Source organism: Alteromonas stellipolaris, from assembly GCF_001562115.1.
In the GTDB taxonomy this organism is placed as follows: domain Bacteria; phylum Pseudomonadota; class Gammaproteobacteria; order Enterobacterales; family Alteromonadaceae; genus Alteromonas; species Alteromonas stellipolaris.
This window is the reverse complement of record NZ_CP013926.1, coordinates 752,714-778,715: the sequence shown is the minus strand read 5'-3', so window position 1 is coordinate 778,715 and position 26,002 is coordinate 752,714. Positions and strand designations below refer to the sequence as shown.

Here is a 26,002-nt window from a genome sequence, read left to right as displayed (position 1 = left end):
AACATTCAGTATTTGCGGCATCTTCACCGCATCTAATACGCTTACTATACCAGTAATTAGCACTGTAGAAGTATACTAAAGTCTAATCTTATTACGTTAAATAAAACGCGTTACGTACCTAAAAGGTTCAAAAAACCCATTGTTTATACTCAAAACCAACGAAACGATCACGATAGCTAGCTGGTTTTATATCACTAATACATCGGCCTGATTTGATAGTTACTTGATAGTTATTCGATAGTTATCCGCTAGCTATTCCAACACCCTAAGTTTGATTTTGCGATGGGCGCGCCAATTAGGCACACGAGGTACTTGTGAGAAAAAATATAGGTTAGCGACTATTAATAGGTTGAAACAGGATCGGTAAAAGAGGTTTATGAGCGATGAGGGCATGTCGTTATTAAATGACGCCATGATCTGAAAGACAGACTTGAGCGTGTATCAAACAAGGTATAAGCCATATCGATACCAATATGGCTATCAGGCGAACAAAGGTTAAACCCCGACTTCCGCCATGTTCCCTTTACTCTCAAGCCATATTTTTCTGTCGCCAGAGCGCTTTTTAGCTAACAGCATGTCCATCAACTCTAGCATTTCTGCCGAGTCTTCTATGGTGAGTTGAACTAAACGGCGAGTATTGGGATCCATCGTAGTTTCACGAAGCTGCAACGGGTTCATTTCACCTAACCCTTTAAAGCGCTGAACGTTTACTTTGCCCCGCTTTTTCTCTGCTTCTATACGGTCTAATATGCCTTTTTTCTCGCCTTCATCTAGCGCATAGAAAACTTCCTTGCCCACATCAATACGAAACAGCGGCGGCATGGCTACATAAACATGACCTTGGTCGACTAACGTTCTAAAGTGTTTTACAAACAATGCACACAACAAAGTGGCTATGTGCAGTCCGTCGGAATCGGCATCAGCCAATATACAAATCTTACCGTAACGTAGACCAGACAAATCCGTAGAATCTGGATCGATACCTAACGCTACTGATATATCGTGAATTTCTTGTGACGCTAATACTTGTGAAGAGTCTACTTCCCAGCTATTTAGGATTTTACCGCGAAGAGGCATGATAGCCTGGAACTCTCGGTCTCTAGCTTGCTTAGCAGAACCACCCGCTGAATCCCCTTCCACGAGGAAGAGTTCAGAGTAGGAAATATCCTGAGACGAACAGTCGGTTAACTTACCTGGCAGTGCTGGCCCTTGGGTTACCTTTTTACGCGCCACTTTTTTGTTTTGACGTAAACGGCGCTGTGCATTGTTAATGCACATCTCTGCCAAAGCTTCAGCCACTTCAGTATGTTGGTTTAACCATAAGCTAAACGCGTCTTTTACTACCCCTGATACAAACGCAGAAGCTTGGCGTGACGATAAGCGCTCTTTAGTTTGCCCTGCAAATTGTGGGTCTTGCATTTTGGTAGACAAAATATAAGCACATCGGTCCCAGATATCATCAGGAGACAGTTTCACACCACGGGGCATTAAGTTTCTAAATTCACAAAACTCACGCATAGACTCTAACAAGCCTTGGCGCATACCATTCACATGCGTACCGCCTTGGGCAGTAGGGATAAGGTTAACGTAACTTTCGGTAGTTAATTCACCGCCTTCTGGTAGCCACATTACCGCCCAATCAGCCCCTTCAGTGTTGCCTTTGAAGCTACCGACAAAAGGCACATCAGTAGGGAGTGTTTCGTATTCTTGTACCGCTTGATACAAGTAATCTTGCAAACCATCTTCGTAGTACCATTCTTGCGAGTCTTTGGCGATTTTATTGTCAAAACGAATACGTAAACCTGGGCTTAGTACTGCTTTTGCACGAAGGTTGTGAATAAGACGGCTGACTGAGAATTTAGCTGAATCGAAATATTGTGGATCGGGCCAAAAGTGCACGCGTGTACCTGTATTACGTTTGCCACAGGTGTCTATTACCGCCAGCTCTTCAATTTTATCGCCATTGGCAAAGGCTATTTGATACACGTTACTATCACGACGAATAGTCACTTCTACCCGTGTAGAGAGGGCGTTGACCACTGAAATACCCACCCCGTGCAATCCCCCAGAAAACGCATAGTTTTTGTTAGAGAATTTTCCTCCAGCATGCAACTTACTTAAAATAAGCTCTACGCCAGAAATTTTCTCTTCAGGGTGAATATCTACCGGCATACCACGGCCGTCATCGATGACTTCAAGTGATTGGTCTTCATGCAAGATAACTTTAATGTTGGAAGCATGACCTGCTAGGGCTTCATCCACACTATTATCGATAACTTCTTGGCCCAAATGATTGGGTCGAGTGGTATCGGTATACATGCCTGGGCGGCGCTTAACCGGGTCGAGACCGTTTAAGACTTCAATTGCATCAGAGTTATATTGATTTGACATAGTTATGGTTATTATTTAAGCCAGCAACAAGGGTTAACGTACGCAGAAGACAACTGCAACGCAAGATAAATTGATGTTACCAAGGCTTGCCTACCCTCGCAATGAAAAGGCGATAGTCAGCAAACTTGGTAGAAACGATACGCTGTTGATAGTAGCGCAACAATGGGAAGCGCGACGCATTTAACGGCTTTTAGTCTTTAAGCAGAAAATCTGCAATGGCGGGTAAGTGATTCTCAAAGCCAGTAAAGCTGTGATCGCCGCCTTCCTCAACCACTAGCGTACTCATTGCGTATTTGGTTTCTGCTAAACGGTAATCTAAGGTTTCATCCTCAGTTTGCAGTAACACCTTGTACGCTGGTGCATGCTGCAATTCTTTAGCGTCTAATTTTTCTATCACTTCAATATCGCTTTCAACAATATGAAACACTTCACCCGTATACGGGTTGGTATGTTTTCCAATAAAACCTTGCAGCAATTCATAAGGTTTTACCGCAGGGTTAATCAATACCGCTTTACCCGAGAACTTTTCAATTAAAAAAGTCGATAAATAACCGCCCATAGAACTACCAATAACGCGCAGGCCATCTTTAATTAGCGCAGGCGTGCTTTCTATCAGTGTCAGTAACTGGCTTTCTACTTGGCTCGGGTAATTCGAAAGCGCGGGAATATGTAATGTTACATCGGGGTGATGCTGCTCAAAATACGCTTTGGTAGCCTGCGCTTTCACAGACATTGGTGAACTTAAAAAGCCATGAAGGTATAACACATGTTTCATATTGTTTTTGTTCTCTTTATGTCGCAGGTTAACGTTCCATCGTCGTGTAACCTAATTAATTGATAACCGGGCTGCTCGTCACTTAACGCAAATTCAGGTGCCATTTCCCACTGCCAACAACTTGCTGGGCAGCCCATCACTGGTACTTTATTATTTGTACCTAGCGTGTAACGAAGGGGCGAATGTACATGGCCATGAATGATGGCCACTAATGGAATGCCTTCCTCTACCCAGTTTAAAAACTCACCGGCGTTTGCCAAGTCGTGTTTATCCATCCAGCTTTTAGATGGCGAGGCGTGGTGGTGCATGGCAAGTAAGTGATGGCGATGTGAATGTTCAGATACTTGTTTGCCTATAACCTTAAGCTCATGAATATCTACCTGCCCTCTCGCGCCTTCAAAACGTGTATCTAAACCGTGAATTTGCCAGTCGCCTAATTCAACTGGCGCGCCAGCAACAAGATGGTGAGCAGATAATGTATCAAAATGAAGGTTATTATCATGATTGCCGGCAATCACATAAACCGGTGCCTTGGCGTAGTCTTCCATCAACGCGGTAAAGTGCTGATAGCTTGCCAGAGAGTCATCCCCGCTAATATCACCGGTAACGATAATCGAGCTAATATTGGCGCTGTGCTCGAAAGCCTCAATCAATATCTGTTTTAAGCTTTGATAGGGATTAATCGCACCGTAACCTTGGCGAGTGGTATCACCAAATAAATGGCAGTCGCTAATATGCAGCAGGGTACTCACGCTAGCGAAGTTACCTTAGGACGAAGTTTGCGGCAAAAATCTAACCATTCAGCAAGAAAGATATTCACCATTTGCTTTTCATTGCGTTGGCGCATTTTCAAATTAGGGTATTCGTAGGAAGGTTGAAGTGCGCCCGTATTTTGGCTATTTATTACTTCGGCCATTCTGGCATCATGGTACAAACGCACCGTCATTGAAGGTGTTAAATAGCTGGGCATATCGTCGGACGTTTGTTTAAGGCTTAACGTACTGGTGTATCGAGCAGACTCAATAATCTTAATTTCGTACGTAAGCGTGTCGCCCACGGTAAATACGTAGTTAAGTTCCTCTGTATCACAATCGGGCAGAATACGAAGAATGTGCGCGTAGTTTAACTCGCACAATGCCTGCATTGTGGGTAGATGAGGGACGTATTTTCTGTGGGTACGTTGTGTCACGATATCTTCCATTGCTCCATTAGCGTGGATTTGTTCATAAAGAACCATTGTAGCGCAATTACTGCGGCAGCGTTGTCTATATGGCCGTTTTCCAGCCATTCAAGGGCAGTTTGCTCAGCCACTCTATGTACTTTGATATCTTCCGACTCACTCTCTAATCCGTGAATGCCATGTGCTTTTTCTGCATCGGTTTTTGCAATAAAAATATGAATACGCTCGGTCGTTCCCCCAGGGCTAGATAAATAACTCATTGCTTTGGTGAGATTTTCAAGCTCAATACCGGCCTCTTCCATCGACTCTCTATGGCATACATCTACGTCTGTTTCGCCTTCATCAATCATGCCCGCTATTATTTCTATCAGCCAAGGGGTTGAAGATGTCGCTAATGCCCCTATTCTAAACTGCTCAATAAGAACAAATTCATTCAAAATAGGATCGTAGGGCAATACGCCTACAGCATGACCGCGTTCAAATAGCTCTCGTTTCACCGTACCGCTTTGGGTGCCGTCGAAGCATTTGTGCGTAAACAGATATTCTTGCATGGTGAAAAAACCACGATAAACCGATTTTACACTCTTAATTTCAACGTCGTTTGAGGTAAATGAAAGGATTTTCTTGCTCATTTGCAGACACTTTTGGTTCGAAACGATTTATCATGCATAGTACATAGACATACAACTTTTGTATACGCGCCCTAATCGCGGACGGAAGCATAAAAAGTTAATACCGAATTTTCTGAGATAAATGTGATTACTTGCCAATGAACTAGGTTGGATCACATATTCTGTTACAGTTAAAGCAATACTGTTACGACTGAACTGTTTCGGTTTGCGAATAAAATTTATACACTTCACATATTATTTATAATTATTAGCAGTCACTTAGACTCACCTAGACATAACAGGAAGACGTAAGCATGAATCGAAAACTTCTGTCGCTGGCAATCGGTTTCTCAGTAACAACCGGTGCGCTTGCCGATGATCTGACGCAAGTGTATCAACAAGCACTTGCCAATGACCCTTTGGTAAATCAAGCGAAAGCGCAGCGTGATGCTGCATTTGAAGGGATCAGCATTAGCCGTGCAAACCTTCTTCCTCAAATCTCTGGGTCTATGTCTTACACCACCTCTACCACAGAAAGTGCACAAACATTAGGTACAAACGCAGAAGATTTACAAGTTGTCACTTTCGAGACCGACAATGACAATATCGAGTACGGTATTTCGTTATCTATGTCGTTGTACGATCATGCAAACTGGATTGGCTTAGATCGCGCCGAAAAGGTTGCAGAACAAAGCGATGCGCAATTAGCCGCTAGCATGCAAGATTTAATCGTGCGGACGGTTACCGCTTACTTTGATGTATTACGTGCCCGAGATAGCGTTGAGTTTGTTAACGCAGAAAAACGTGCCATTGAACGTCAGTTAGAACAAACCCGTCAGCGCTTCGAAGTAGGGCTTACTGCTATTACTGACGTGCATGAAGCACAAGCTAATTACGACAGCACAGTCGCTCAAGAGATTCAGGCTGAAAACCAACTAGAATTCGCCCTTGAAGCATTACGAGTGATCACCGGCAAGTACCACGACCGCTTGTTTGGCTTAGATAAAGAAACATTTTCTGCCACTATGCCAGTACCAGCAAAAGTCGATAATTGGTTAGAAACGGCGCAAGATAAAAACTTAGCATTGTTGGTTGACCGTTTAGCCATGGATATTGCTAAAGAAGATATCGCTGCTGCTCGTTCAGGCCACTTACCTACGCTTGATTTATCGGCCAGCCTGGGTCGCTCGAAAAATGACGTAGATTCTCAGGTTATTCAGTACGAGACGCCTTACCTTGATAGCCAATCAATCGGCTTATCAGTGTCAGTACCAATTTACTCTGGCCATCGTGTAAGTTCGCAAACTGACCAAGCGAAATTCTTGTACGTATCGGCGAGTCAGGCTGCTGAACAAACTTACCGTGAAACGGTTCAGTCTATTCGTAGCTCGTTTAATAATGTTAAAGCATCAATATCAACCATTCGTGCCCTTGAGCAATCTGTGGTTTCTGCCAACAGTGCATTGAAAGCAACTGAAGCGGGTTTTGATGTGGGTACACGTACTATTGTTGATGTACTCGATAGCACCCGTAATTTGTTTGATGCACGTAACAACTTATCTGGCGCCCGCTACGACTTTATCCAATCGGTTGTTACCTTAAAACAAGCTGCAGGTACCTTAACCGGTGAAGATGTGGCTATTATCAACCGTGGCTTAAAGCCAATGGAAGACGCTGAATAGTCATCTACGCACAAACTGAAAAAATATTCTGGCGATACAACCAGCGTTATTAAAGAAGGCGGCATTAGCCGCCTTCTTTGTAAATGATGTCACGCACACCATGCCGGTGATACAATTTTACTTGCAACAAGCACAATGCATCGTCCATGATGTTGCCCCTTTTTTATTATCCCTAAATAAGCCTATTTATCGTAAATGATTGGCAGCGCTTATTTGTTTGTAATGTGAGCAAAGAAAAACATGCAAGCTTCTGAGTTACAAAGTCGATTTGAACGCATTCGCGCTAATAAATGGTTTGAAGCCTTTGTGGTTAGCGTTATCGTCATTTCAGCGTTATTAGTTGGCGCTAAAACCTATGAACTTCCCGCTGGATTTGGCAGTGTTACCCTGCTACTCGATTGGTTTATCAGCGCGTTCTTCTTAACTGAAATCACTATTCGTTTTTTAGGCGAACGCCGAAAGCGGAACTTTTTCAAAAGTTTCTGGAATGTCTTCGATACCGTCATTGTTATTATCAGCCTTATACCCGCCGATGATACTGAACTTGCGTTGATAGCACGACTAGTAAGGGTGTTTAGGGTGCTGCGGATGATATCTATCATCCCTGAACTGCGCATACTCTTAGTATCGCTAGTAAAAGCATTGCCTCAACTGGGCTACGTAATGTTGCTCATGTTTATCATTTTCTATATTTACGCTGCCGTGGGCAGTACGTTGTTTGGCGATATTAACCCTATCCTTTGGGGCGACATTACTATTTCACTGCTTACCCTGTTTAGGGTAATGACATTTGAAGATTGGACTGATGTCATGTACGAAACCATGGAGGTTTATTCGCTAAGCTGGGTGTATTACTTAACCTTTATCTTCTTTACTGCATTCGCCTTTTTAAACATGGTGATTGGTATTGTGGTGAACGTGATGGAGCGTGAAAACGAAAAAGCCAGGGAAGAGAAAGAAGCCTTGTTAAGAGCTGAATTAGAAGCCGAAGGCCATAGCGAACCTACATTACAAGACGTAATGGCAGAGCTTACCGCGATTAAGGCCAAACTCGAAAAACAATAATATGCACTAATCAACAACAGTAAATAACAGACAATAAAAAAGCGCCTAAGGAAGATAGAAGTGACAACCTAGGCGCTTTTTTTGTTTGTATTCATTTAGCTGTTAATTTAGCTATTATTATAGTTAAATCAATAGCTACTAGCTTTTAAGTAACCAATAACTTGTTACAATCCGTAGCTAGTTTTAAGCGTTACTATACGCTGAAGTGATACTTCTTTTTCAAACTCTCTACTGGCTAAGCGACGCTTAGCTAACGCTTGTTTATCCATCTGTAATAAAAGCTCTACGTGATTAAGATAAACCTCATCATTTAAGATAGGCCGAGTTGCAATATCTGAATACAGTTTAAGGGCGGCTTCTTTATCGCCTTTAGCAATCAGTATTTGCGCCAGCGTATCTACTGAGTCAGCATTTTCAGGTTGCAAAGACACGGCCTTTTTCGCCATGGTTTCAGCTTTATCTAGGTTTCCATTTTGGAAACTCAAAAACGCTAAGTTATTCAACACTACAAAGTTATCTGGAGTTTTAGTCAAAATAGTTTCATAGGTCGCTATGGCTGTTTCTTTATCGCTACCAATTTGGCGTTCAGCTAACAGCATGGCACTGCGCACATCGTCTGGCGTTTTATCCACATGTTTTTCAAGAAATGATAAAGCTTCGGCTTGTTTACCGGTCATTTCAAGAATGGCGACCATTAGCAAGGCCATGTCTGAGTTTGGCGTAGCTTCATAAGCCACCTCTGCATGTTCTAATGCTTGTTCTGGTTGCTTATCGATAACATACAGTCGTGCAAGAATACCGCGTACGAATGGCAGAGCTTGTACTTCATCAGAGGTGCCATTAACAACCTCCCATGCCGGTTTGCTTTGCCCCATCATGGCGTGGAAATACGCTTTTAAAAGGCTAATCTGTGCATCAGGACGTTTCGCTAACACTTTTTCAGTAAGCGCTAAACCGTCGCGGTAGTTATTTTCTGAGTCGAGGATAAGCAACATGCCCAGTACCGCGTTTTTATCTTGTGGGTAAAACGCTACCCAACGCTCAAACAATGCTTTGGCTTTTCCAACTTCGTTTGCTCGAATTAGCCCTTGGCCTTTTAAATTCCAAAACGCCATTGGGGTGCTTTCATCACCTTCCACAGAGGCTAGCAAGCTATTGTTCTTGGCGACTTCGCCCATTCGCGAATAAATACGGGCTAATAATAAACGCAAATCGATATCAGCTGATTGCGTTGCAAGTTGCTTCTCTAAGTAATCAACCACTACCCCATCATTATTTTCGCGCGCTTCTAGGGCATACCACATGGTCAACGCTTGCACGTCAGACGGGTTATCTTTTAAATGAGACTTAACAAGCGTTACAGCGTCAGCAAACTGCTTCTGCGCAATCAGCAATTTCACTTTGGCATAAGCCACTTCTTTATCGGCACCCTCTAGCTTCTGAGCGCTATTTAGTAAGTCGGTTGCCGTTGTGAAGTCTTCCTCAACAATCGCAATGCTGGCTAAGTACACCAGCGGCAAGGCCTCGGTTGGCGCTTGGTCACGCCATTCGCTGGCAGCTACTTTAGCTTTATCAAGCTCACCAGTCGCGATGTATGCGCGCAGTAAGGTATTTTGAGAAGCTGTTGATTCTGGCGCACGTTGAACCGCTTCTTCAATATTAACCAAACCGGTCACATCGTTTAGTGAAAGTTGCAGTACGCCTAAACGAGCAAGATCTTCTGGCGAGGTATCAACAACCGCTTCGGTTTTTTCTACCATTTGCTTGGCACCAAGCACGTTACCTTCACGAAGTAATTGATACCCCGCTTTTGAAAATAACGCTGCGTCTGTGGTCGCGCCGCCTTCCACTCGGTTTAACACGGCAAGGGCTTCATCATTTTCACCCAGTTGTAACATGCTGTCTGCCAGCATTCTTAAGCCTGGGTGATTTTCAGGTAACCGTGATGCCACCATAGTCAGGTGTCGTTGGGCAGCTTCAAAATCTTGAATTTGATACGCGCTGAAACCGGCAACCAATCGCACCACTTGATCGTTACGACCATTTTGTACTGCTGTCTCTAAATGCGCTAACGCTTTTGCATGATTACCATTGGCCGACTCAATTATACCTTTAAAAGTATTCAACAATGGGTGTGCTTCATTCAGCGTTAACAGCTCATCCACCACTGGCTCAGCACGTTCAAGATCACGCTGCTCTATTAGCAAAGCAGCGTAAGCGAACTTACTGGTTACGTCTTTTGGGTAGGCTTTGGTGTAATCTTCATAAACACCAATGGCTTCGACTTGCTTTTGTTCTAGCAGGTAAAGGCGGGCAAGCTGTAGTAAAACATCTTTATTGCTTGGCGCTTGCTCTCGCAGTGCTTCAGTGGCGCTAAGTGCCTGTGTATAATCTTCAGAGAGTACATACTGGTAGCTTTCAATTAAGCCCTTGTACACAGACTGTGTATCGAGGGTGAGTAAATCGTCTAGTAGCGCTTCTGCTTCTGCGAGCTTTTCTAGCTGCACTAAGGCTTGTAGTTTATAAAAACCGACTTCGGCAGATTCGACGGTAGTCATCCCTTCTGCTCGGTAATCCACTTCGCCTAAAGCGTTTTCAGCACCTGACTGTTGATAAGCAACAGAAAGTAAGGGAATCACTTCACTGGCTGGATGTCCAAGCTCTAATGCTTTATTTAATTCTTTCTCAGCTGACACATAATTATCATTTTGAAGATACAGTCGACCTAATTCAAAACGAGGTACTGCAGCATTGGGATCCATCTGAATGGCATTTTTGTATTCAACGATTGCGGCAGCATTATTTTGATTTTGTACATAAGCACGAGCATCTTCTAGGTGAGCATCTATCGATTTGTCACCACATCCTGTCAAAAGACTGCTCAAAAGCAGAACTGCAATGGAAGATCGCTTAAAAATCTGCTGTGGGTATTTCTTATTCATTGTCGTTCCTTTGCCCTACATCATTTGAATTTCGAGGTATACCCGAAGTTTACACTACCAATTGTGCGTTTTTTCGTCATTATTGTGCAATTTCGTGGCAACCTGACCATTATTCGAATATAATAACGTTTTTTGCAATACCGCGAGCACACTCCGACGTTTGAAGGCGTCCTACAGTATGCCGCACCCTCCTTACTTAAAGCATCAGGACCCTTAATGACAACAACTGTCGACATGACATTTAAAGATCTAAAACTACCAGAACCTATCTTACAAGCCCTTGAAAAAGTTGGCTACGAGAAACCGTCACCTATTCAAGCCGAGAGTATTCCATTACTGCTTGAAGGTCACGACTTACTCGGTCAGGCCCAGACAGGGACAGGAAAAACCGCAGCGTTTGCCCTTCCAATGTTGGCAAATATCGATCCTGAGCAACGTAAGCCGCAATTACTGGTACTAGCACCTACTCGCGAATTAGCGATTCAGGTAGCAGAAGCGTTCCAAGTGTACGCTAGTTTCAGCCATAAAATTAAAGTACTGCCTGTTTACGGCGGTCAATCTTACGACAATCAAATTCGCCAGCTTAAACGCGGCGTTCAAGTTGTAGTAGGTACACCTGGTCGTGTAATCGACCATATCAAACGTAAAACGTTGGATTTAAGCGAACTTAAATTCCTTGTACTTGATGAAGCCGACGAAATGCTGCGCATGGGCTTCATTGATGACGTTGAGCTTATTTTGAGCCACGCGCCAGCTGAACGCCAAACAGCGTTGTTCTCGGCCACTATGCCTGGTCCAATTAAGAAGATTACTCAGCGTTATCTTAAAGATCCTAAGCACGTAAAAATTGCGTCTAAGGTAAGTACTGCAAGTACTATCCGTCAACGTTACTGCCAAGTAGCGCCTCATCATAAGCTTGAGGCACTTACGCGTATCATGGAAGTAGAGCGTTTTGACGGCATGATTATTTTCGTGCGTACTAAAACAGCGACTGTTGAACTTGCTGATAAACTTTCTGCACGTGGATACGATGTTGAACCGCTAAATGGTGATATTCCTCAGAACGCTCGTGAGCGTACTGTTGATAAACTTAAGCAAGGTAACATTGATATCTTAGTAGCAACTGATGTTGTTGCACGTGGTCTTGATGTTGAACGTGTTAGCCACGTAGTTAACTACGACGTACCTTACGATAGTGAATCTTATGTTCACCGTATTGGTCGTACTGGCCGTGCTGGACGTCAAGGTGATGCAATACTTTTCATCTCTCATCGTGAAAAGCGTATGCTTTTCTCTATCGAGAAAACGACTAAGCAGCCAATTGAAGCAATGCCAATTCCTTCAATTAGTGAAATCAACGAAACTCGCTTAAGCCGTTTCAAGCAATCTGTTATTGAAGCTACGCAAGATGACAGCATTGAAACGCTTATTCCTTTGGTTGAGATGATTAAAGAAGAAGCTGAAGCTTCTCCTGAAGTGCTTATGGCAGCATTGCTTAAGATTGCACAAGGTGATGAGCCGCTTATCCTTAAAGAAAGCGACCGCCCTGATCTTCACAGCAAACCACCTCGTGACAGCCGTGAACCTCGTGGCGATCGCAGAGATGGCCGCGGCGACGGTCGTGAACGTAAGCCTAGAGCGCCTCGCACTAGTCGTAAGCCAGAAGCTGGTATGCAGCGCTTCCGCATCGACGTAGGTCATACACACGGTGCTAAGCCTGGTAATATTGTCGGCGCAATCGCAAACGAAGGTAACATGGATTCTAAGCACATTGGTGCTATCGAAATTTATGATAACTTCAGTACTGTTGATTTGCCTGAAGGCATGCCAAAAGAGACTAAAGACAAGCTTCAAGGTACTCGCGTAGCGGGTCAGCGTTTGTCGATTCGCGAATGGTCGGATACACCACCAGCGAAACGCGAGCGTGGCGACAACCGTGGTGAAAACCGCAGTCGTGATAACCGCGCACGTCGCAAGTCGTAAGATCGAAATAAAAGCAACTTCTGCCTTTATATAACGTTGTGGAATATAAAGGCTGATTTCGTTGTTTCTAATTAAAAAGAATTAGCGCAAAATAGCGTTAGTTCTTTTTTTTTACGTGCCCCTTGATGGATTACTTTCCCCTATTTTTAGATGCTCGCTCTCTTCGCTGCTTAATCGTTGGCGCAGGAGAAGTAGCCGCCCGCAAACTTGAGCTCATCATGAAGACTCCAGCTCACATCACTGTGGTAGCGCCTTGGGCATGCGACACGGTAAAACGTTTGGCGCAAAACGAGAAAGTAACCCTTATTGAGCGGGAATTTATCGATAGCGATTTAGCCGATAAAGACATGGTTTTTATTGCCACCGATAAATCTGAAACCAATCAAGCTATTCACGATTTAGCTCGCGAACAAAAAGTGCTTGTGAATGTGGTAGATAACACCCCACTTTGCCAATTCATTACCCCTTCTATTGTAGATCGCTCACCCATTATTATTGCCATGAGTAGCGGCGGCGTAGCGCCCGTACTATTACGCTATTTACGCCAAAAACTGGAAACTGTGCTGCCTGCTAACTTGAGTAAGCTTGGTGCGTTTTCAGAAAAATTCAGAGAAAAAGTAAAGCAAACCTTAAACGGTGTAACGGCTAGACGATATTTTTGGGAAGACGTCTTAGATGGCGACATAGCTGAAATGGTCGAAAAAGGCCAAGACAGTAAAGCCGATGCAGCCTTTGAAACCGCCCTAACGGCAGCGGCTGAAAACAACCAAGTTCAAGGTCAGGTCTACCTTGTTGGTGCAGGCCCTGGCGACCCTGATTTATTGACGTTTCGTGCACTAAGGCTAATGCAAAAAGCTGATGTAGTGGTTTACGATAGATTAGTTTCACCGCAGATTTTAGAACTCGTTCGCCGGGATGCCGAAAAAATTTACGTGGGTAAAGCAAAGAGCAACCATAGCTTGCCACAAGATGATATTAACCAGCTTATGGTTGATGAGGCGAAAAAAGGCAATCGAGTGGTACGCTTAAAAGGCGGAGACCCATTCATATTTGGTCGTGGCGGGGAAGAAATTCAAACCCTTATTCAGCACGGTATTGAGTTCCAAGTAGTGCCCGGTATTACTGCGGCGAATGGCGCATCAAGTTATGCAGGTATCCCGTTAACCCACAGAGATCACGCCCAATCAGTGGTGTTTGCTACCGGCCATCTAAAAGACGGTACTATCGATTTGAATTGGCAATCGTTAGCGCACGCCAATCAGACGATTGTATTCTATATGGGGTTAACTGGCTTACCCATTATTTGTAAAAAACTGATTGAAAATGGTCTTACCGCAGATACCCCTATCGCCCTAATCCAATCGGCTACCACCGAAAACCAAGTGGTGGTAACAGGCACGCTTAGCGATATTACGCAAAACCCTGCTACGTCAGCGTTGAAGCCCCCGACGCTCATTATCGTAGGTACTGTAGTAAGTTTGCATAACCAGCTAAACTGGTTTGGTGACTAACTTACCCTTGTGAGCAGGCGTTGGTTTTAACTAATTTGTTGCAATTTCCCCCTGCGTACGCATACTGAATTAATCAGCTAAGCGGCATGTCGGCATTTATACATTGGTAATAACACCAAAGCGAAGGTTTCAATTTGTAGGGCATGTAAGCTGTCTTTGCAGGAAAACGGCGATGTTTGCCATAGGCTTGCCTACTCGGTTGTTTAAGTCGCTAGCGCTTTGGTTAGCGCTGCCGCTTAGGATCGCACTTTTCCTTCTTTGTTTTACCCCTGTCGCTACTTACGCGTCGCAACTCACTTTCAACAAAACCGTGACGCCTGATGATATTCAGTTTAAATATCGATGGCTAGATAACGAAGGTACTGAGCAAACCATTGCATTCTCTTTGCCCAATAGCGCATTAAAGGTAGCGCCTACCACACAGGCCAACTATAAACCTGAAATAGCCCAGCGTTATGTTACTGTGTCGTTATTGAAAGAAGCGAAGAAAGTCGACCCACGCGAAGCAGTTGTGTCAGTTACCCATGAAAATGACGCCATTAATATTAAGGTTAAATCAACCAAGCCGAATAAAGCTGACCAGATATTATCTCAACTAAAAGACGTGCAGCGAACAGCTTATACTGACTACCTTGATAAGCATTATTACACCCGATTCACCACGCTTTTTAACCAGCAAGCGGTAAAGCCGGACCACCTTCGCTACGTTGCCCAAACCTTTGAATCACTTAGGCCTATCTCGGAAGCGTTTTACGACAAAGTAGATCGTATCGAAAATAACCGTGCTTATTTACAATTGATGACTAGCTGGGTACAAAGTATTCCTTACGATTCCCTTGAAGACAGAGTCGCCAGTAATGGTTCTGGTTTTGCACCTCCGTTAGGGTTACTGATGCAAAACAGGGGCGACTGCGACAGTAAGGCGGTGCTAACGGGCGCTTTGGTACGTGCCTTTCTTCCTTCTACCAGCATCATTATGGTTTTTCTTCCCCATCATGCGTTATTGGGAGTCGCGATAAATGCCATTTCCGAAGACGAGAAGTTAGAAGTTGAGGGTAAGACTTACGTGCTTTTTGACCCAACCGGCCCAGCACTTATCCCCTTTGGCGACATTTCAGAAGATACGAAACGCTACATTTCTACTGGCCGCTATCAAGTGGAGCATATTGACTAGCATTGCTTTTGATTGGCTATCGGTTAGCTTTCCATTATGTCTCCAATCGCCCCAGCCAATCTCATCATAAAGCTCAGTAATTAAACCATCTATAGTCCATACCATGTGGTTTAATTGCACGATACAGTTTATAGCCCTGCAGTACATGAGGCCTCTTCTGTAAGCGCTTTTGGCAAACGGTAATCATGGGCGCCTGACGCAAAGTGTGATTCAAAAGAGACGTTTTCTTTCTGCCAATCTATTTCTAAGCGCTTGTCGCCCAGAAAGATGTTTTGAGTTTTTGTGCGAAGCACAGCAACAATATCAGCATAATCTTTGTGGTAAGCCACGTTTTGTCGCTCGTGCGGATCGCACGCTAAATCATAGAGTGCCATTTCAACATCTTCTGCTTTCGCATTTAACGCCCAGTGTATATCTTCGCCTGGCGCATGGGTTTCCCCCGGCTTCCCTAGTTTAGGCCGTACTTTCATGGAGAAACCAAATCGCTTCGTTCTCAAATAAGCACGATCACCGATAATTTGATTTAATTCACCTATAACGTAGTCTCGTTTTAATGTCGGGTTTCGAACAACCGAGGCCAAATCGAAACCATCTAAATGAGATAGCTTTTCATCATTTTCTACATCAAGGCCAGACGCTGCTAATATCGTAGGCGCAATATCCACATATTCGACAAAGTCGTTATATACCGTGTCCTTCGGAAAATATTCACCGGAAGAATCTACAACAATCATCGCCCCATGATTAGATTTATTCCAAGGCGCAAACTTTGCAGAAATCCCCTGCTCGCCAAGGTGCCAGCCATGATCCCCTACTGACATAACAATCAAATATGGCCGTCCCGATGTTTCATTAAATACCTTAAATTTTTCAATCGCCTCGCCGATGAGAGCATCACCATAGGCTGTAAAGGCATAATAATCCTGAATGGTTTTGAGCTTTTCTTCGCTTGTCATGTCATCCGTTTTCATATTTTTATATAGCTTCACCAGTTGTGGTGGCAGACTTTCAACATCAGATTTTGAAAACTTAGGAATACGGTACTGTTTAGTTTTAAACCGGTCTCGGAAGGATTTTGGAGGGAGCACTGGTGTATGAGGAAATCCGAAGCTTAAACTTAGCATTACCGGTTTAGTCGGATCTGGCCCTTCAATTTTGTCGCCAAGCACAGAGGTATACGAGGCATTTGGATGGCTTAAATACTGAGTAAATGCTTTTAATATAAACCCATCTAAAGTTTCACCTGCGGGTTTGGGACTCTCCCCGGCTAGAATCAACGATTTAAGGCTTCGGGTATAAGAGCGCACAATATCCAGTTCTTCATCAATTGGATTCTTAGCACCAATACTCTTGCCATTTTCACTAACTAAAAAAGATTTTTTACTGCCATCAGAATAATAAAAATGCTCGGATGTAGACAGTGGCTCCCATGTTTCAGGGTCGTAAGCGGTATTTTTACCCCAATCGGTAAACCCAGCTTTACTTAACGCATATCGCTCAACCTCAAAATCATAAGTTAAGGGTGTCTGCCGCTCACCTTTTTCAGGCTGCCATTCTCGTAGCCGCAAACCTGACTTTCCGCTAAGCATTGTTTGATAACCTGCTTGTCGCAGTATTTCAGGCATTGTGGGTTTTGCATGTTCGTTCCCTCGGTGCGCATATTCAAAGCCATAACGTCCACTTCGATGAGGATATTGTCCTGTTGCCATAGAGTATCGTGATGGAGAGCAACCTGGAGACTGACTATAAGCATAAGTAAACAAGACGCCTTCCTTTGCTAACGCATCGATATTCGGCGACTCTACATAGCCCAACGCACTTTCACTGGTTCCCCTAATGACTCGGTTAACGGCAGCGATTGAGTCAGCACGTTGATCATCAGTTAAAATCCATAATATATTCGGCTGAAGCTGTGATTTCTTGTGTGCATGACGGGATAATTCATCTGAAGCATCGCTCTGCCTTGGTGTATCTGAAGAAGAGTTTGGTGATAAAGGTATTCTTTCACTCCCGCTATCTTGAGGTGCAGTGAAGCTGCACCCGAGTATTAAACACGAGGTCACAGCTGCACATGCGTAAAAGGCGGATTGCATAAAGCGACTTTGAAGGTAGTTCATTTATTCGTCGCCACATTTTGAGGAACTGAAGGAATTAAGTCTTTAGGAATATCCAACCGTTTGTCATCAGCACCTTCAGCGAAATTACTTTCTACATAACTATTTTCTTGTGACCAGTCCACCTCAATTCTGCCATCGCCTAGCACTATGTTGCCTAGTTTATTTCTTAGCCATAGCGCTAAAGGTCTATAGGCCTCTGTATCAGCAACATTTTGCCTCTCTAACGGATCCACAGCTAAATCGTATAATGCCATGTCGACGTCATTCGCATCTGCATCTAACGCCCAACGCATACGCTCACCAGTCGCTGCGCCTGGAGGTCGAGTTCGCATAGAAAAACGAAACCGCTTTGAATGCAGGTATGCACGAGAGCCAACCACTACATTGGTTTCACCCAAGATATACTCTCGCTTTGGTGCCTCACCAGCCGCCACATCAAGTAAGCTGTAACCATCTAAATGATTAAATCTTTCTTGCTTAATATCGACCCCTGCCAGATCTAGTATGGTCGGCGCAAAATCAACAAATTCAACCAAATCATGATTAACCAAACCACGAGGAACTAAAGACTTATCAGAGGCAGTAATGATTGCAGCATTGGCTACACTTTGCTGCCAGGGGCCGAATTTCGCCTCAATGCCTTGCTCACCTAAATGCCACCCATGGTCACCCACGGTGTAAACCACCACCCAAGGACGACCTTGTTTTTTGCTGTAAGCTTTAAAAACGTCGACCGCTTCGCCAATAAGTTCATCGCCATGCGCAGTAAACGCATAATAGTCCTGTATTGCCTGCTGAACTTCAGCATCTGTCATGCCTGTAATTTTAGTGGCGTGATACATTTTTTGAAGTTGCAAAGGCAGCTTCTCTACTTCAGATAATTCGAATTTTGGAACCTTGTATTCCTTTGTTTTAAACCTATCTCTTACAGACTTGGGCGGCAATACAGGAGTGTGAGGTAAATGGAAGCCCAAATTCACGAACAATGGCTTATCAGAATCGGCTCCTTCTGCCGGCTTACCTGATAATGTACTGTAGGTTTGCTTGGCATTTTCTAAATGATTGCGTAGCTCTCTAACTACCTTCGCATCAATGGTTTCAGTAGCCGTGTTGGGATTTACGCCACCGATGATGAGGTTGGGATTGCTGCGTGTATAACTTCGTAAAATATCAAATTCTTCATCGGTCTTGCTTCGCAATTGAAGATCCTGCTCACTAACCTCTCCCTCTTTACTCTTAATTAAATAGCTTCTGCTAGTGCCATCTGGGTAGTTCACGTATTCGCTATAGCCGATAGGGGTTGAATTACCAGGTTCGTCGCCATATGACGCTCGGGTGTAAATATCACCAATACCATGATTTTGCAGGTCATGTTTGAAGTGCACCCTAAAATCAAATAAGGGGAGTTTATTGAACGATTGACCAGGCCCCCATTGCATGAAGTAATGGTCTTCTTTTCCAAACATTGCTGTGTAATAGCCAGCACCTTTTAGGTATTCAGATAGCAAAGGCTTAGAAAAATCCGGGCCTGGGTGGGACAGTTCAAAAGCAAATCGCCCGGTACGAAATGGATACCTGCCAGAATGTAATGCGGCTCGCGATGGCGCACATACAGGGGAGTTAGTGAAGGCCTGGGTAAAGAGCACTCCCTCTTCGGCTAACTGGTCAGCATTAGGTGATTCAATGTACCCTAGCGGGCTATCACTTTGCCCATATATAGCTTTATTGTATGCAGATACCGAATCCGGTCGATGGTCATCGGTAATTATCCAAAGAATATTGGGTTGAATTTTATCAGTATTGGCGGTGTTTAGAATGGGGAGCTTGCGGTCTTGGGCCTGAGTTAGAGTATCAGGCGCTATTTCCAATACTTTATCCTGTGATTCATGAGCACACGAGATCAGAGCAAACATGGCTAACACGAGGAAAAAAATAGGGAGACAAGTACGTTTCATTGCTAGGAACCTGTTCAGAATTTAATAAGTAAATGAGCATTTTAGATAGATAGCAATAAGGTTCACCATCTACCAATCACTAGAATTCAGCACAACTCCAGATACCACATTGTTAACAATTATCAAGAGTGAAATCAACTCTTTATTTTCATCATTGCTATTAACCCCTATAGAAAACCCTCACCAAAACCCCACTAAAAATATTATTTATCAATGACATACCATTCCTTCCTTGGCAGCAAAGAAGGACAGCACCATTAAAAACAATAGTAAACTGTTAACAATTGATTGTATAAATAACAATCATGCAATAGGATTTACGTTTAGTTAACAACTCAGCAACGCATCAATATTAAGGATCCTAGAACAATGAATTACAAATTATTCTCCGCCTTACTTGGAGTAGGACTGGCTTTATCATCGCCGGAGTTAATCGCTAAAACAGAGGCCGTGGTGAATGCAAATATTAAGCATTCCGTCGGAGGTAAAGACAGCTTTGATAGACACAAATATATTACGTTGCATTCCACGGTTTCAGAAAGTGATTGGGACGGAGAAGCAGACAAGCTTAAGTATTTGATGGAAGACTTAGACGTCTATTTTGGCCGAGAAAACGGCAGTGCTGGCTGGAACTTTAATCAGTCTGCTGAAGATCCGCTCAACCCTGGTTATGTCGACCCAACACACTTAGTCAATCGCGGTAGATTCGCTCGTGAAACCACGTATGGAATTAACGACGCGAGCGTTCACAAATATGATGGCCGCGGTGACGTTATGGTGGGAGGGCAACCTCGCCCGCACTGGTTTGCAACGGTAAATCCTTGCTGTGGAGGTCAAAGCTGGCAAGCAAATGGCGCAGATGCAGTGGGTGACTTCATGGGTCAATATATGAATGCTTTTTTTCGTACCGAGGGCGAACCCTCTACCCAAGGACGAGTGAAGCCAACGTATTTTGAGGTATTAAATGAACCTTTATATCAACTTACCGATGCGCCACATGAAATGGGCTTAGAGGCGCCCATTCCTCCCATTGATATTTTTAATTTTCACAAAGATGTTGCCAATGCCTTTCGCCAGCACAATCAAGACATAAAAATTGGTGGCTATACGGTTGCATTCCCAATTTACGAAGAACGTAACTTTGCACGGTGGGGGGAAAGAATGAAGTTATTCATTGATACCGCTGGCGAAAGCATGGATTTTTATTCAACCCACTTTTATGACTTAGAAGATGACAACCGGTTCAAGGGTAGTCGTATTGAAGCCACATTAGATATGATGGATCATTATTCTCTGCTCACTCTGGGTAAAACCAAAGAACATGTCATTTCAGAATACGGCGGCCGTAATCGCCCCCTAGAGAATGCCCCCTGGACACCGCTGAGAGACTGGTGGTTTCTTAAAACCGCCAGCCCCATGATGATGCAATTTATGGATCGTCCAGATGCTATCAGCAAAGCAATTCCTTTTGTCACCGTAAAAGCATTATGGGGAACTAGAAACGGTTTTCCTTATAACTGGCGCTTACTTCGTCAAGCTAAAGAGGGCGAAGGAGAACAAGGTGAGCACTGGGTGTTCACTGAAATGGTGAAGTTCTATGAGCTTTGGTCTGACGTGCAAGGGACACGTGTAGATTCGTTTACTACCAACGAAGATATATTGATAGACAGCTATGTCAGCAAGGAAAAGTTGTACGTTATTTTCAGTAACCTGACTGAAGACAACGAAACCATATTACTTCATCAACATGGTACTTCAGGTGCCAAGGTTCAAAACATAAAAGTTAAACATTTATATCTAGCCAATAATGCGCCGCAGTTAGATATTATTAATGCTCCGTTGGGCCTCGATCACTTCGAGCTAGCGCCAGAAGCAACGATAGTGGTCGAATATAGTTACGACGCCGATTTGAACATCAATGGCCTATCCACTGAAAACAAGTACTTTGCAACAGAGTACTTAAAAGAAATAGACGCCAATCAAGTTAATCAATTTGAAATAAAAGGGGTTCAAACCACCTCCCTAGGTGAATCAATTCTGCGCATAGCGCTCGGCAGAGACCATGGTCAATCACTTTCACCAGAAGTGAGATTCAATGGTCAGTTACTCACTTCGAATGCACGTATTAGCGGAGACGAACAATTAGGAAGAGACCGCTTTTTTGGGTTACTTGAAATTCCGGTTCCCTATTCATTACTTAAAAACGATAACCAAATCGATATTACCTTCCCCGATACGGGAGGCCACATTGCCAGCGTTAATATGAAAGTGTTTGGTTTTGACCAAGAGATCAGACCGGATGGCGGCGCAGTTACCGGCATGTATATTAGCCCTGACAACGCTACGCTCGCCATCGGAGCTACATTAAAACTATCCGCATCCGTCACGCCCTTTTTTGCTAGTGATCAAAGTTTCAATTTAGCGTCTAGCGATGAATCAGTCGCTATGGTCGATAGCAATGGCATGGTAACAGCCCTGAACGTTGGTGATGTGACTATCACTGCCACATCACGTGATGGAAATTTTACGGCAACCACCAAGATAACCGTTGAAGAGCCCACGCAAACATCGATAAGTTTTGATGATGTTCAAAAATATGAAACGCTTGAATTCCATTTAGATAAAAATATGCAAGTCACTACTGAATATGACGCTGGCACGGGCTTTGAGGTAACGGCTGATTTAGGCGGTATTAATTACCTGTTGCGGCACATGGCGAGCAACTGGACAGTCATTAGTGATATCAAAGTGACGGACAGTACCGCTATTGGAACACAGAAAGGCACTTCTACAGTTTACATTCCTCTGTCAGGACTTACGCCCAGCGAGGACTTAACCAACGGTGAATTTTACTTTTTGTTTGTGCGCGTGCGCTCATCCTCTGGTGACACCGAAAGCGTGGCAGCTTACCCTATTACTATCGTGCCAAGTGAAGATACGGTTAAACCTAGTCTGGCCTTAGATGATGAGAGTAAGTACCTTTCTAGCACATATAGCAACAATGGCACTCTTGATGTCACTGCGTTTTTTGAAGCCGGCGAGGGACAAACCGTAACCGACGAGCTTGGTGGCGTAAAATTTTTCCTAAGGGAAATGGATCAAACTTGGTCACGTTCGTTTAACGACATCGTGGTATCCGATCCTAATGCTATTGGTAAACAGAGCGGTACTGCACAGGTGTCGTTGCCACTTAGTGGTATTCCCCCAACCCAAGCGTTACCTGAGGGGCATTTTTACTTCCTGTTTGCGCAATTTATCTCAACCGACGGCAGCACCTATAAAATTCAAGGCATTGCACCGTTAAATGTGGTCGCACCTGCAGCGTTATTCGGTGACTGGGATGGTGACGCCGATGTAGACAGTGCTGATATCAGCGGACTTCTGGCCGCAATACAAGCCCGTCAGGATGTCCCTCCCAATTTCGACATCAACAATGATGGCCTCGTTAATATTCTAGACGCTCGCGCCATGATGGCCTTATGTACCCGTGCTCGATGCGTAAAAGAAGAAACGGAATAAGTCGCTAAATAACCACTTACAGGAACACAATTGAATGAAAAAACTGTTTACTTTTATTACGCTATTAATTGGCTTTCAAGCTCAAGCTGGACTCATTAGTATTGAGCTTGATACTAGCAACGTTATTGTTGGCGATACCGTAGAGGTTTCGGTAATAGGCACAGGATTTACAAACTTCGACACTTTGAGCTTAGATATTGCGTTTGATACTGATTTATTTGAGCTTGATGCACTTTCCATAGGCGGGGACTTATACGATTCACTACCGTTTATATTCAATGTGACACCTCAGGCGTTTGGTGTCGCGGTGGCTTATTTAGACTTTGTCGCGTTTTCCGGTGGCGATTTCACAATTGTTAGATTCAGCGTAAATGCTCTCGATGCAGGGCAAAGCAACTTCAACATGGAAAATATCATTGCTGCTGAATTTGTCGTTGGGGAGTTAGATGTTGCAATAGATAGCGGGCAAGCGTCGGCAACTGTTAATGCGGTAAACGTAATTGCACCCAACACCTTGAGTATTATATTGATGGTTGCTATCACATTTATTGGCGTACGCCGATTTAACCGCTGATAAGTCATTTATCGTATAGCGACAGGTTAAAAACCTGTCGCTATCAACCGGTGTTCATTAAGCTTGTAGCAACCAACCATAGCACAATAATAACTTCGTTTTTTATCGCAGCCCCTCATGATTAGTGCCCGCTGCCCAGGTAACCCCTTTAGCCAATATCGACATAAAAGTAGGATCAGAATAGACCGCTTCACCATGACCCAACGTTGTGTGAAACACTCTTCCTTGATGATAGTCAATGGTCATAATCATAGGTTCGTGCCGCCCGTATCCGTTATATTTTTTGTTGTCGTACGCCGAAGCTAGCACTGTTAAGTTTTCTGCAGGTCCCCGCAGGCGATTATATAATTCATCTTTGCTATGCAGCCAATTGCTAGGCAGCCCCTGCATTATGGGATGAGTTGCATGCCTTACCTGTATAGTAAACTCGTGTATATAACCATGTCCGCCGCCCTGTCCTGCTGACATATCGCGCTGCAATTCACCATCGTCGTTGTAATAAATATAAGGCCCATCTTTTTGGTTTCGCCCTCCCCAACCACCTAGGCCAATCATTTTGTTGTATTCAAGCCAATTGGGAAATGCATTATTGGCAGCATGCACCGACACGAAACCGCCTCCGTTTTGCATGTACTGCTCAAATTTGCGCTGGGTTGCAGGTGGCCATGGCGCGGCCTTCCAACCAAAATTAGAGATAACCACATCGTACTGCGCAAAGTCGGGGGAAAACGAGGGGTCTGTTTTAGCTTGGGACATTGATTGATGCTCACGGCCGTCATTGGCCGGATACTGCTCAAGCCACTTATCTCCCCGCCAAGTATATTGCGTTCGATAAACATCAACGACGAACTGTCCATTTCCTTCCAAAAAAGCTTTCATCATTGCCGTTGATTTTGGCCAGATAGGATGGTTGTTTTGACCATCTACGATCAACACTTTTTTAGGCTCAGGCGCTATATATTGTGAAACACACGCCATGAGCAGGCAGGTGATAGCAAACAATATGCATGTCCGAATGCGACGTTCACTGAGCGTCATTGCTGCTTACTCGCGAGCAACTGGTTGAGCGTATAGTAAACCTTGTCAACACTTACTGAACGCCCGTTAACATCTTTCAGACCTGTGAAATCAATTTGTACCACCTTGCCCGAAGTTAATGGCAGTGTTACGTCGATGGTTTTTCCATCATCTAACAAAACAACATTAGTAATCGGCAACGTAGACAAGTCCACCTTAGGCGAGCCATAGCTACTAGAGTAATGATATTGCCATGATTGGGCTTTAAGGCTTTCTTTAACAACAGTCTCAGAAGATAAGGTATCGGTAAACGACATTCTAAACCCTGTTTCAGTCAGCGTAATAGAATGCAATTCGAAGGGCATAGTGCCATCCCATACTACTTTTTGTAGCCCAAATGGTTTGCCACCTTGCGCCCCCCACCCGCGAGCAGTCTGTCCAACCCATAGCTGGCCATTTACATCAAACTCAGTGCGAATGTTACCGCTTTGAAATTTATTCATAAAGTTGATGACTGCGCCTTGATACTGACCGTTGACCTTCTCGAGCAATACGCGAAATAGGTTGGACTGAGTTTGATCACCAATGAAAATTTGGCCCTTAAATGGACCAAACTTACCTTCGGTGGTATCCCATTCTGGATTCCCTGGCGAGTTAGCCACTTCCACATGAGGGATCCACACCACAGGCTTCTCACTCATTTGTGCAAATGTCTCTACAGACATTTCCTTGATAGACTCTCGCGTGTAACCTTCTACATCAACTAGCGACACAGGATGACCGTAGAACTTACCTTGTTCTAACAAGTGCATTTTAGATGTCGGGACCCAATCACCTTGATTATCGGTGAAGAAGATTTCCCCTTGCGGCGAGGTACCAAGTCCAGCCGGAGAGCGCAACCCCCAAGCGTAGGGTGTAAAGACTCCCTTGGTATCCACTTGAAAAGCAAATCCACGATATCCCCCTGGAGAGCCCATCGCACCCATTGTAAAGGCATCAGGATTATTGTGGCTCAAGTTCAGCGTACCGTATAGGTTTCCTTGTTCATCTTTAACCGGACCGAAGACGAATTCATGATAGTTATCATTGAATGTCCAATCGTTAGCGACAGGCTGATAGATATCGGCAACACCATCTTTATCACTATCTACAATGCGAGTGAGTTCTGGCTTTTGAGAAACTAGAAGGCTTCCGTCAGTGTCTATTAGTAATCCAGTCGGCTCGTGTAAGCCCTGCGCAAATTTAAACCAAGTATCGTTTTTGTAATACCACACATCCCCAAAGCGGGTAGCGACCCAGATAACCCCATCACTATCACTGTCTATTCCCGTGACATGGAAGCGTTCATCTTTGGGGGTTTCTATGGTGACAATGTCATAACCATCAGGTTTGTATTCCTGCTTTGGCGCTTGCGCGGCTTCCAACTGAAGCGAACTCACTAAACCTGCACCGACTAGGCAGAGCGCGACTTTTTTTAATCCTTTGAATTTCATATTGTCATTCCTA

The 26,002-nt window shown here is 44.1% G+C and carries 17 protein-coding genes; 7 read left to right on the top strand and 10 right to left on the bottom strand.

Annotated features, from left to right (window positions below):
* Positions 1-495: 495 nt before the first annotated feature.
* From parE to nudF, 5 genes are all read right to left on the bottom strand, one after another.
* Entirely contained in the window at positions 496-2,391 is a 1,896-nt protein-coding gene (gene parE / locus AVL57_RS03200; protein ID WP_057793978.1) for a DNA topoisomerase IV subunit B, read from the bottom strand.
* Between the two features lie 190 nt (positions 2,392-2,581).
* Positions 2,582-3,166 (bottom strand): YqiA/YcfP family alpha/beta fold hydrolase, encoded by a 585-nt coding sequence (locus tag AVL57_RS03195; RefSeq protein ID WP_057793981.1) that lies wholly within the window; start codon positions 3,164-3,166, stop codon positions 2,582-2,584.
* Positions 3,163-3,918 (bottom strand): metallophosphoesterase, encoded by a 756-nt coding sequence (locus tag AVL57_RS03190; protein ID WP_057793982.1) that lies wholly within the window; start codon positions 3,916-3,918, stop codon positions 3,163-3,165. The genes AVL57_RS03195 and AVL57_RS03190 overlap by 4 nt, the downstream gene beginning before the upstream one ends.
* The gene (locus AVL57_RS03185; RefSeq protein ID WP_171008969.1) at positions 3,915-4,310 is read right to left on the bottom strand and encodes a DUF1249 domain-containing protein; all 396 of its coding nucleotides are present in this window, start codon (positions 4,308-4,310) and stop codon (positions 3,915-3,917) included. The genes AVL57_RS03190 and AVL57_RS03185 overlap by 4 nt, the downstream gene beginning before the upstream one ends.
* Before the next feature lie 41 nt (positions 4,311-4,351).
* A complete protein-coding gene (gene nudF, locus AVL57_RS03180; RefSeq protein ID WP_057793987.1) occupies positions 4,352-4,978 on the bottom strand; it encodes an ADP-ribose diphosphatase in 627 nt (208 codons plus the stop codon).
* 293 nt (positions 4,979-5,271) lie between these two features.
* Here nudF and tolC point away from each other — a divergent pair, with 293 nt between their 5' ends.
* Both tolC and AVL57_RS03170 read left to right on the top strand, forming a co-directional pair.
* Positions 5,272-6,639 carry an outer membrane channel protein TolC gene (gene tolC, locus AVL57_RS03175; protein WP_057793989.1) on the top strand — a complete coding sequence of 456 codons (1,368 nt, stop codon included), beginning with the start codon at positions 5,272-5,274 and terminating at the stop codon, positions 6,637-6,639.
* Between the two features lie 240 nt (positions 6,640-6,879).
* Entirely contained in the window at positions 6,880-7,704 is an 825-nt protein-coding gene (locus AVL57_RS03170; RefSeq protein ID WP_057793991.1) for an ion transporter, read from the top strand.
* A 164-nt stretch (positions 7,705-7,868) separates the two neighbouring features.
* Here the strand turns inward: AVL57_RS03170 and prsT are convergent, their stop codons facing one another.
* Positions 7,869-10,646 carry an XrtA/PEP-CTERM system TPR-repeat protein PrsT gene (gene prsT, locus AVL57_RS03165; RefSeq protein ID WP_057793993.1) on the bottom strand — a complete coding sequence of 926 codons (2,778 nt, stop codon included), beginning with the start codon at positions 10,644-10,646 and terminating at the stop codon, positions 7,869-7,871.
* A 216-nt stretch (positions 10,647-10,862) separates the two neighbouring features.
* Between prsT and AVL57_RS03160 the strand changes: the two genes are divergently transcribed.
* From AVL57_RS03160 to AVL57_RS03150, 3 genes are all read left to right on the top strand, one after another.
* Positions 10,863-12,629 (top strand): DEAD/DEAH box helicase, encoded by a 1,767-nt coding sequence (locus tag AVL57_RS03160; protein ID WP_057793995.1) that lies wholly within the window; start codon positions 10,863-10,865, stop codon positions 12,627-12,629.
* 125 nt (positions 12,630-12,754) lie between these two features.
* Positions 12,755-14,140: a siroheme synthase CysG gene (gene cysG, locus AVL57_RS03155; RefSeq protein WP_057793997.1), complete on the top strand. Its 1,386-nt coding sequence runs from the start codon at positions 12,755-12,757 to the stop codon at positions 14,138-14,140.
* A gap of 172 nt (positions 14,141-14,312) precedes the next feature.
* Positions 14,313-15,314: a hypothetical protein gene (locus AVL57_RS03150; protein WP_082604972.1), complete on the top strand. Its 1,002-nt coding sequence runs from the start codon at positions 14,313-14,315 to the stop codon at positions 15,312-15,314.
* A 128-nt stretch (positions 15,315-15,442) separates the two neighbouring features.
* Here AVL57_RS03150 and AVL57_RS03145 read toward each other — a convergent pair whose 3' ends face one another.
* Both AVL57_RS03145 and AVL57_RS03140 read right to left on the bottom strand, forming a co-directional pair.
* Positions 15,443-17,431: a sulfatase-like hydrolase/transferase gene (locus AVL57_RS03145; protein WP_057793999.1), complete on the bottom strand. Its 1,989-nt coding sequence runs from the start codon at positions 17,429-17,431 to the stop codon at positions 15,443-15,445.
* On the bottom strand, positions 17,428-19,386 hold the full coding sequence (locus AVL57_RS03140) for a sulfatase-like hydrolase/transferase (protein WP_231751160.1): 1,959 nt from the start codon (positions 19,384-19,386) through the stop codon (positions 17,428-17,430). Before AVL57_RS03140 ends, AVL57_RS03145 begins: the two co-directional genes overlap by 4 nt.
* A gap of 369 nt (positions 19,387-19,755) precedes the next feature.
* Between AVL57_RS03140 and AVL57_RS03135 the strand changes: the two genes are divergently transcribed.
* Entirely contained in the window at positions 19,756-22,905 is a 3,150-nt protein-coding gene (locus tag AVL57_RS03135; RefSeq protein WP_057794002.1) for an Ig-like domain-containing protein, read from the top strand.
* A 34-nt stretch (positions 22,906-22,939) separates the two neighbouring features.
* On the top strand, positions 22,940-23,479 hold the full coding sequence (locus AVL57_RS03130; RefSeq protein WP_057794004.1) for a cohesin domain-containing protein: 540 nt from the start codon (positions 22,940-22,942) through the stop codon (positions 23,477-23,479).
* Between the two features lie 102 nt (positions 23,480-23,581).
* On the opposite strand, the gene AVL57_RS03125 is transcribed toward AVL57_RS03130, so the two are convergent.
* A complete protein-coding gene (locus tag AVL57_RS03125; RefSeq protein WP_303538022.1) occupies positions 23,582-24,517 on the bottom strand; it encodes a ThuA domain-containing protein in 936 nt (311 codons plus the stop codon).
* Positions 24,514-25,989 (bottom strand): DUF7133 domain-containing protein, encoded by a 1,476-nt coding sequence (locus tag AVL57_RS03120; RefSeq protein WP_138118125.1) that lies wholly within the window; start codon positions 25,987-25,989, stop codon positions 24,514-24,516. Before AVL57_RS03120 ends, AVL57_RS03125 begins: the two co-directional genes overlap by 4 nt.
* Between the last annotated feature and the right edge of the window lie 13 nt (positions 25,990-26,002).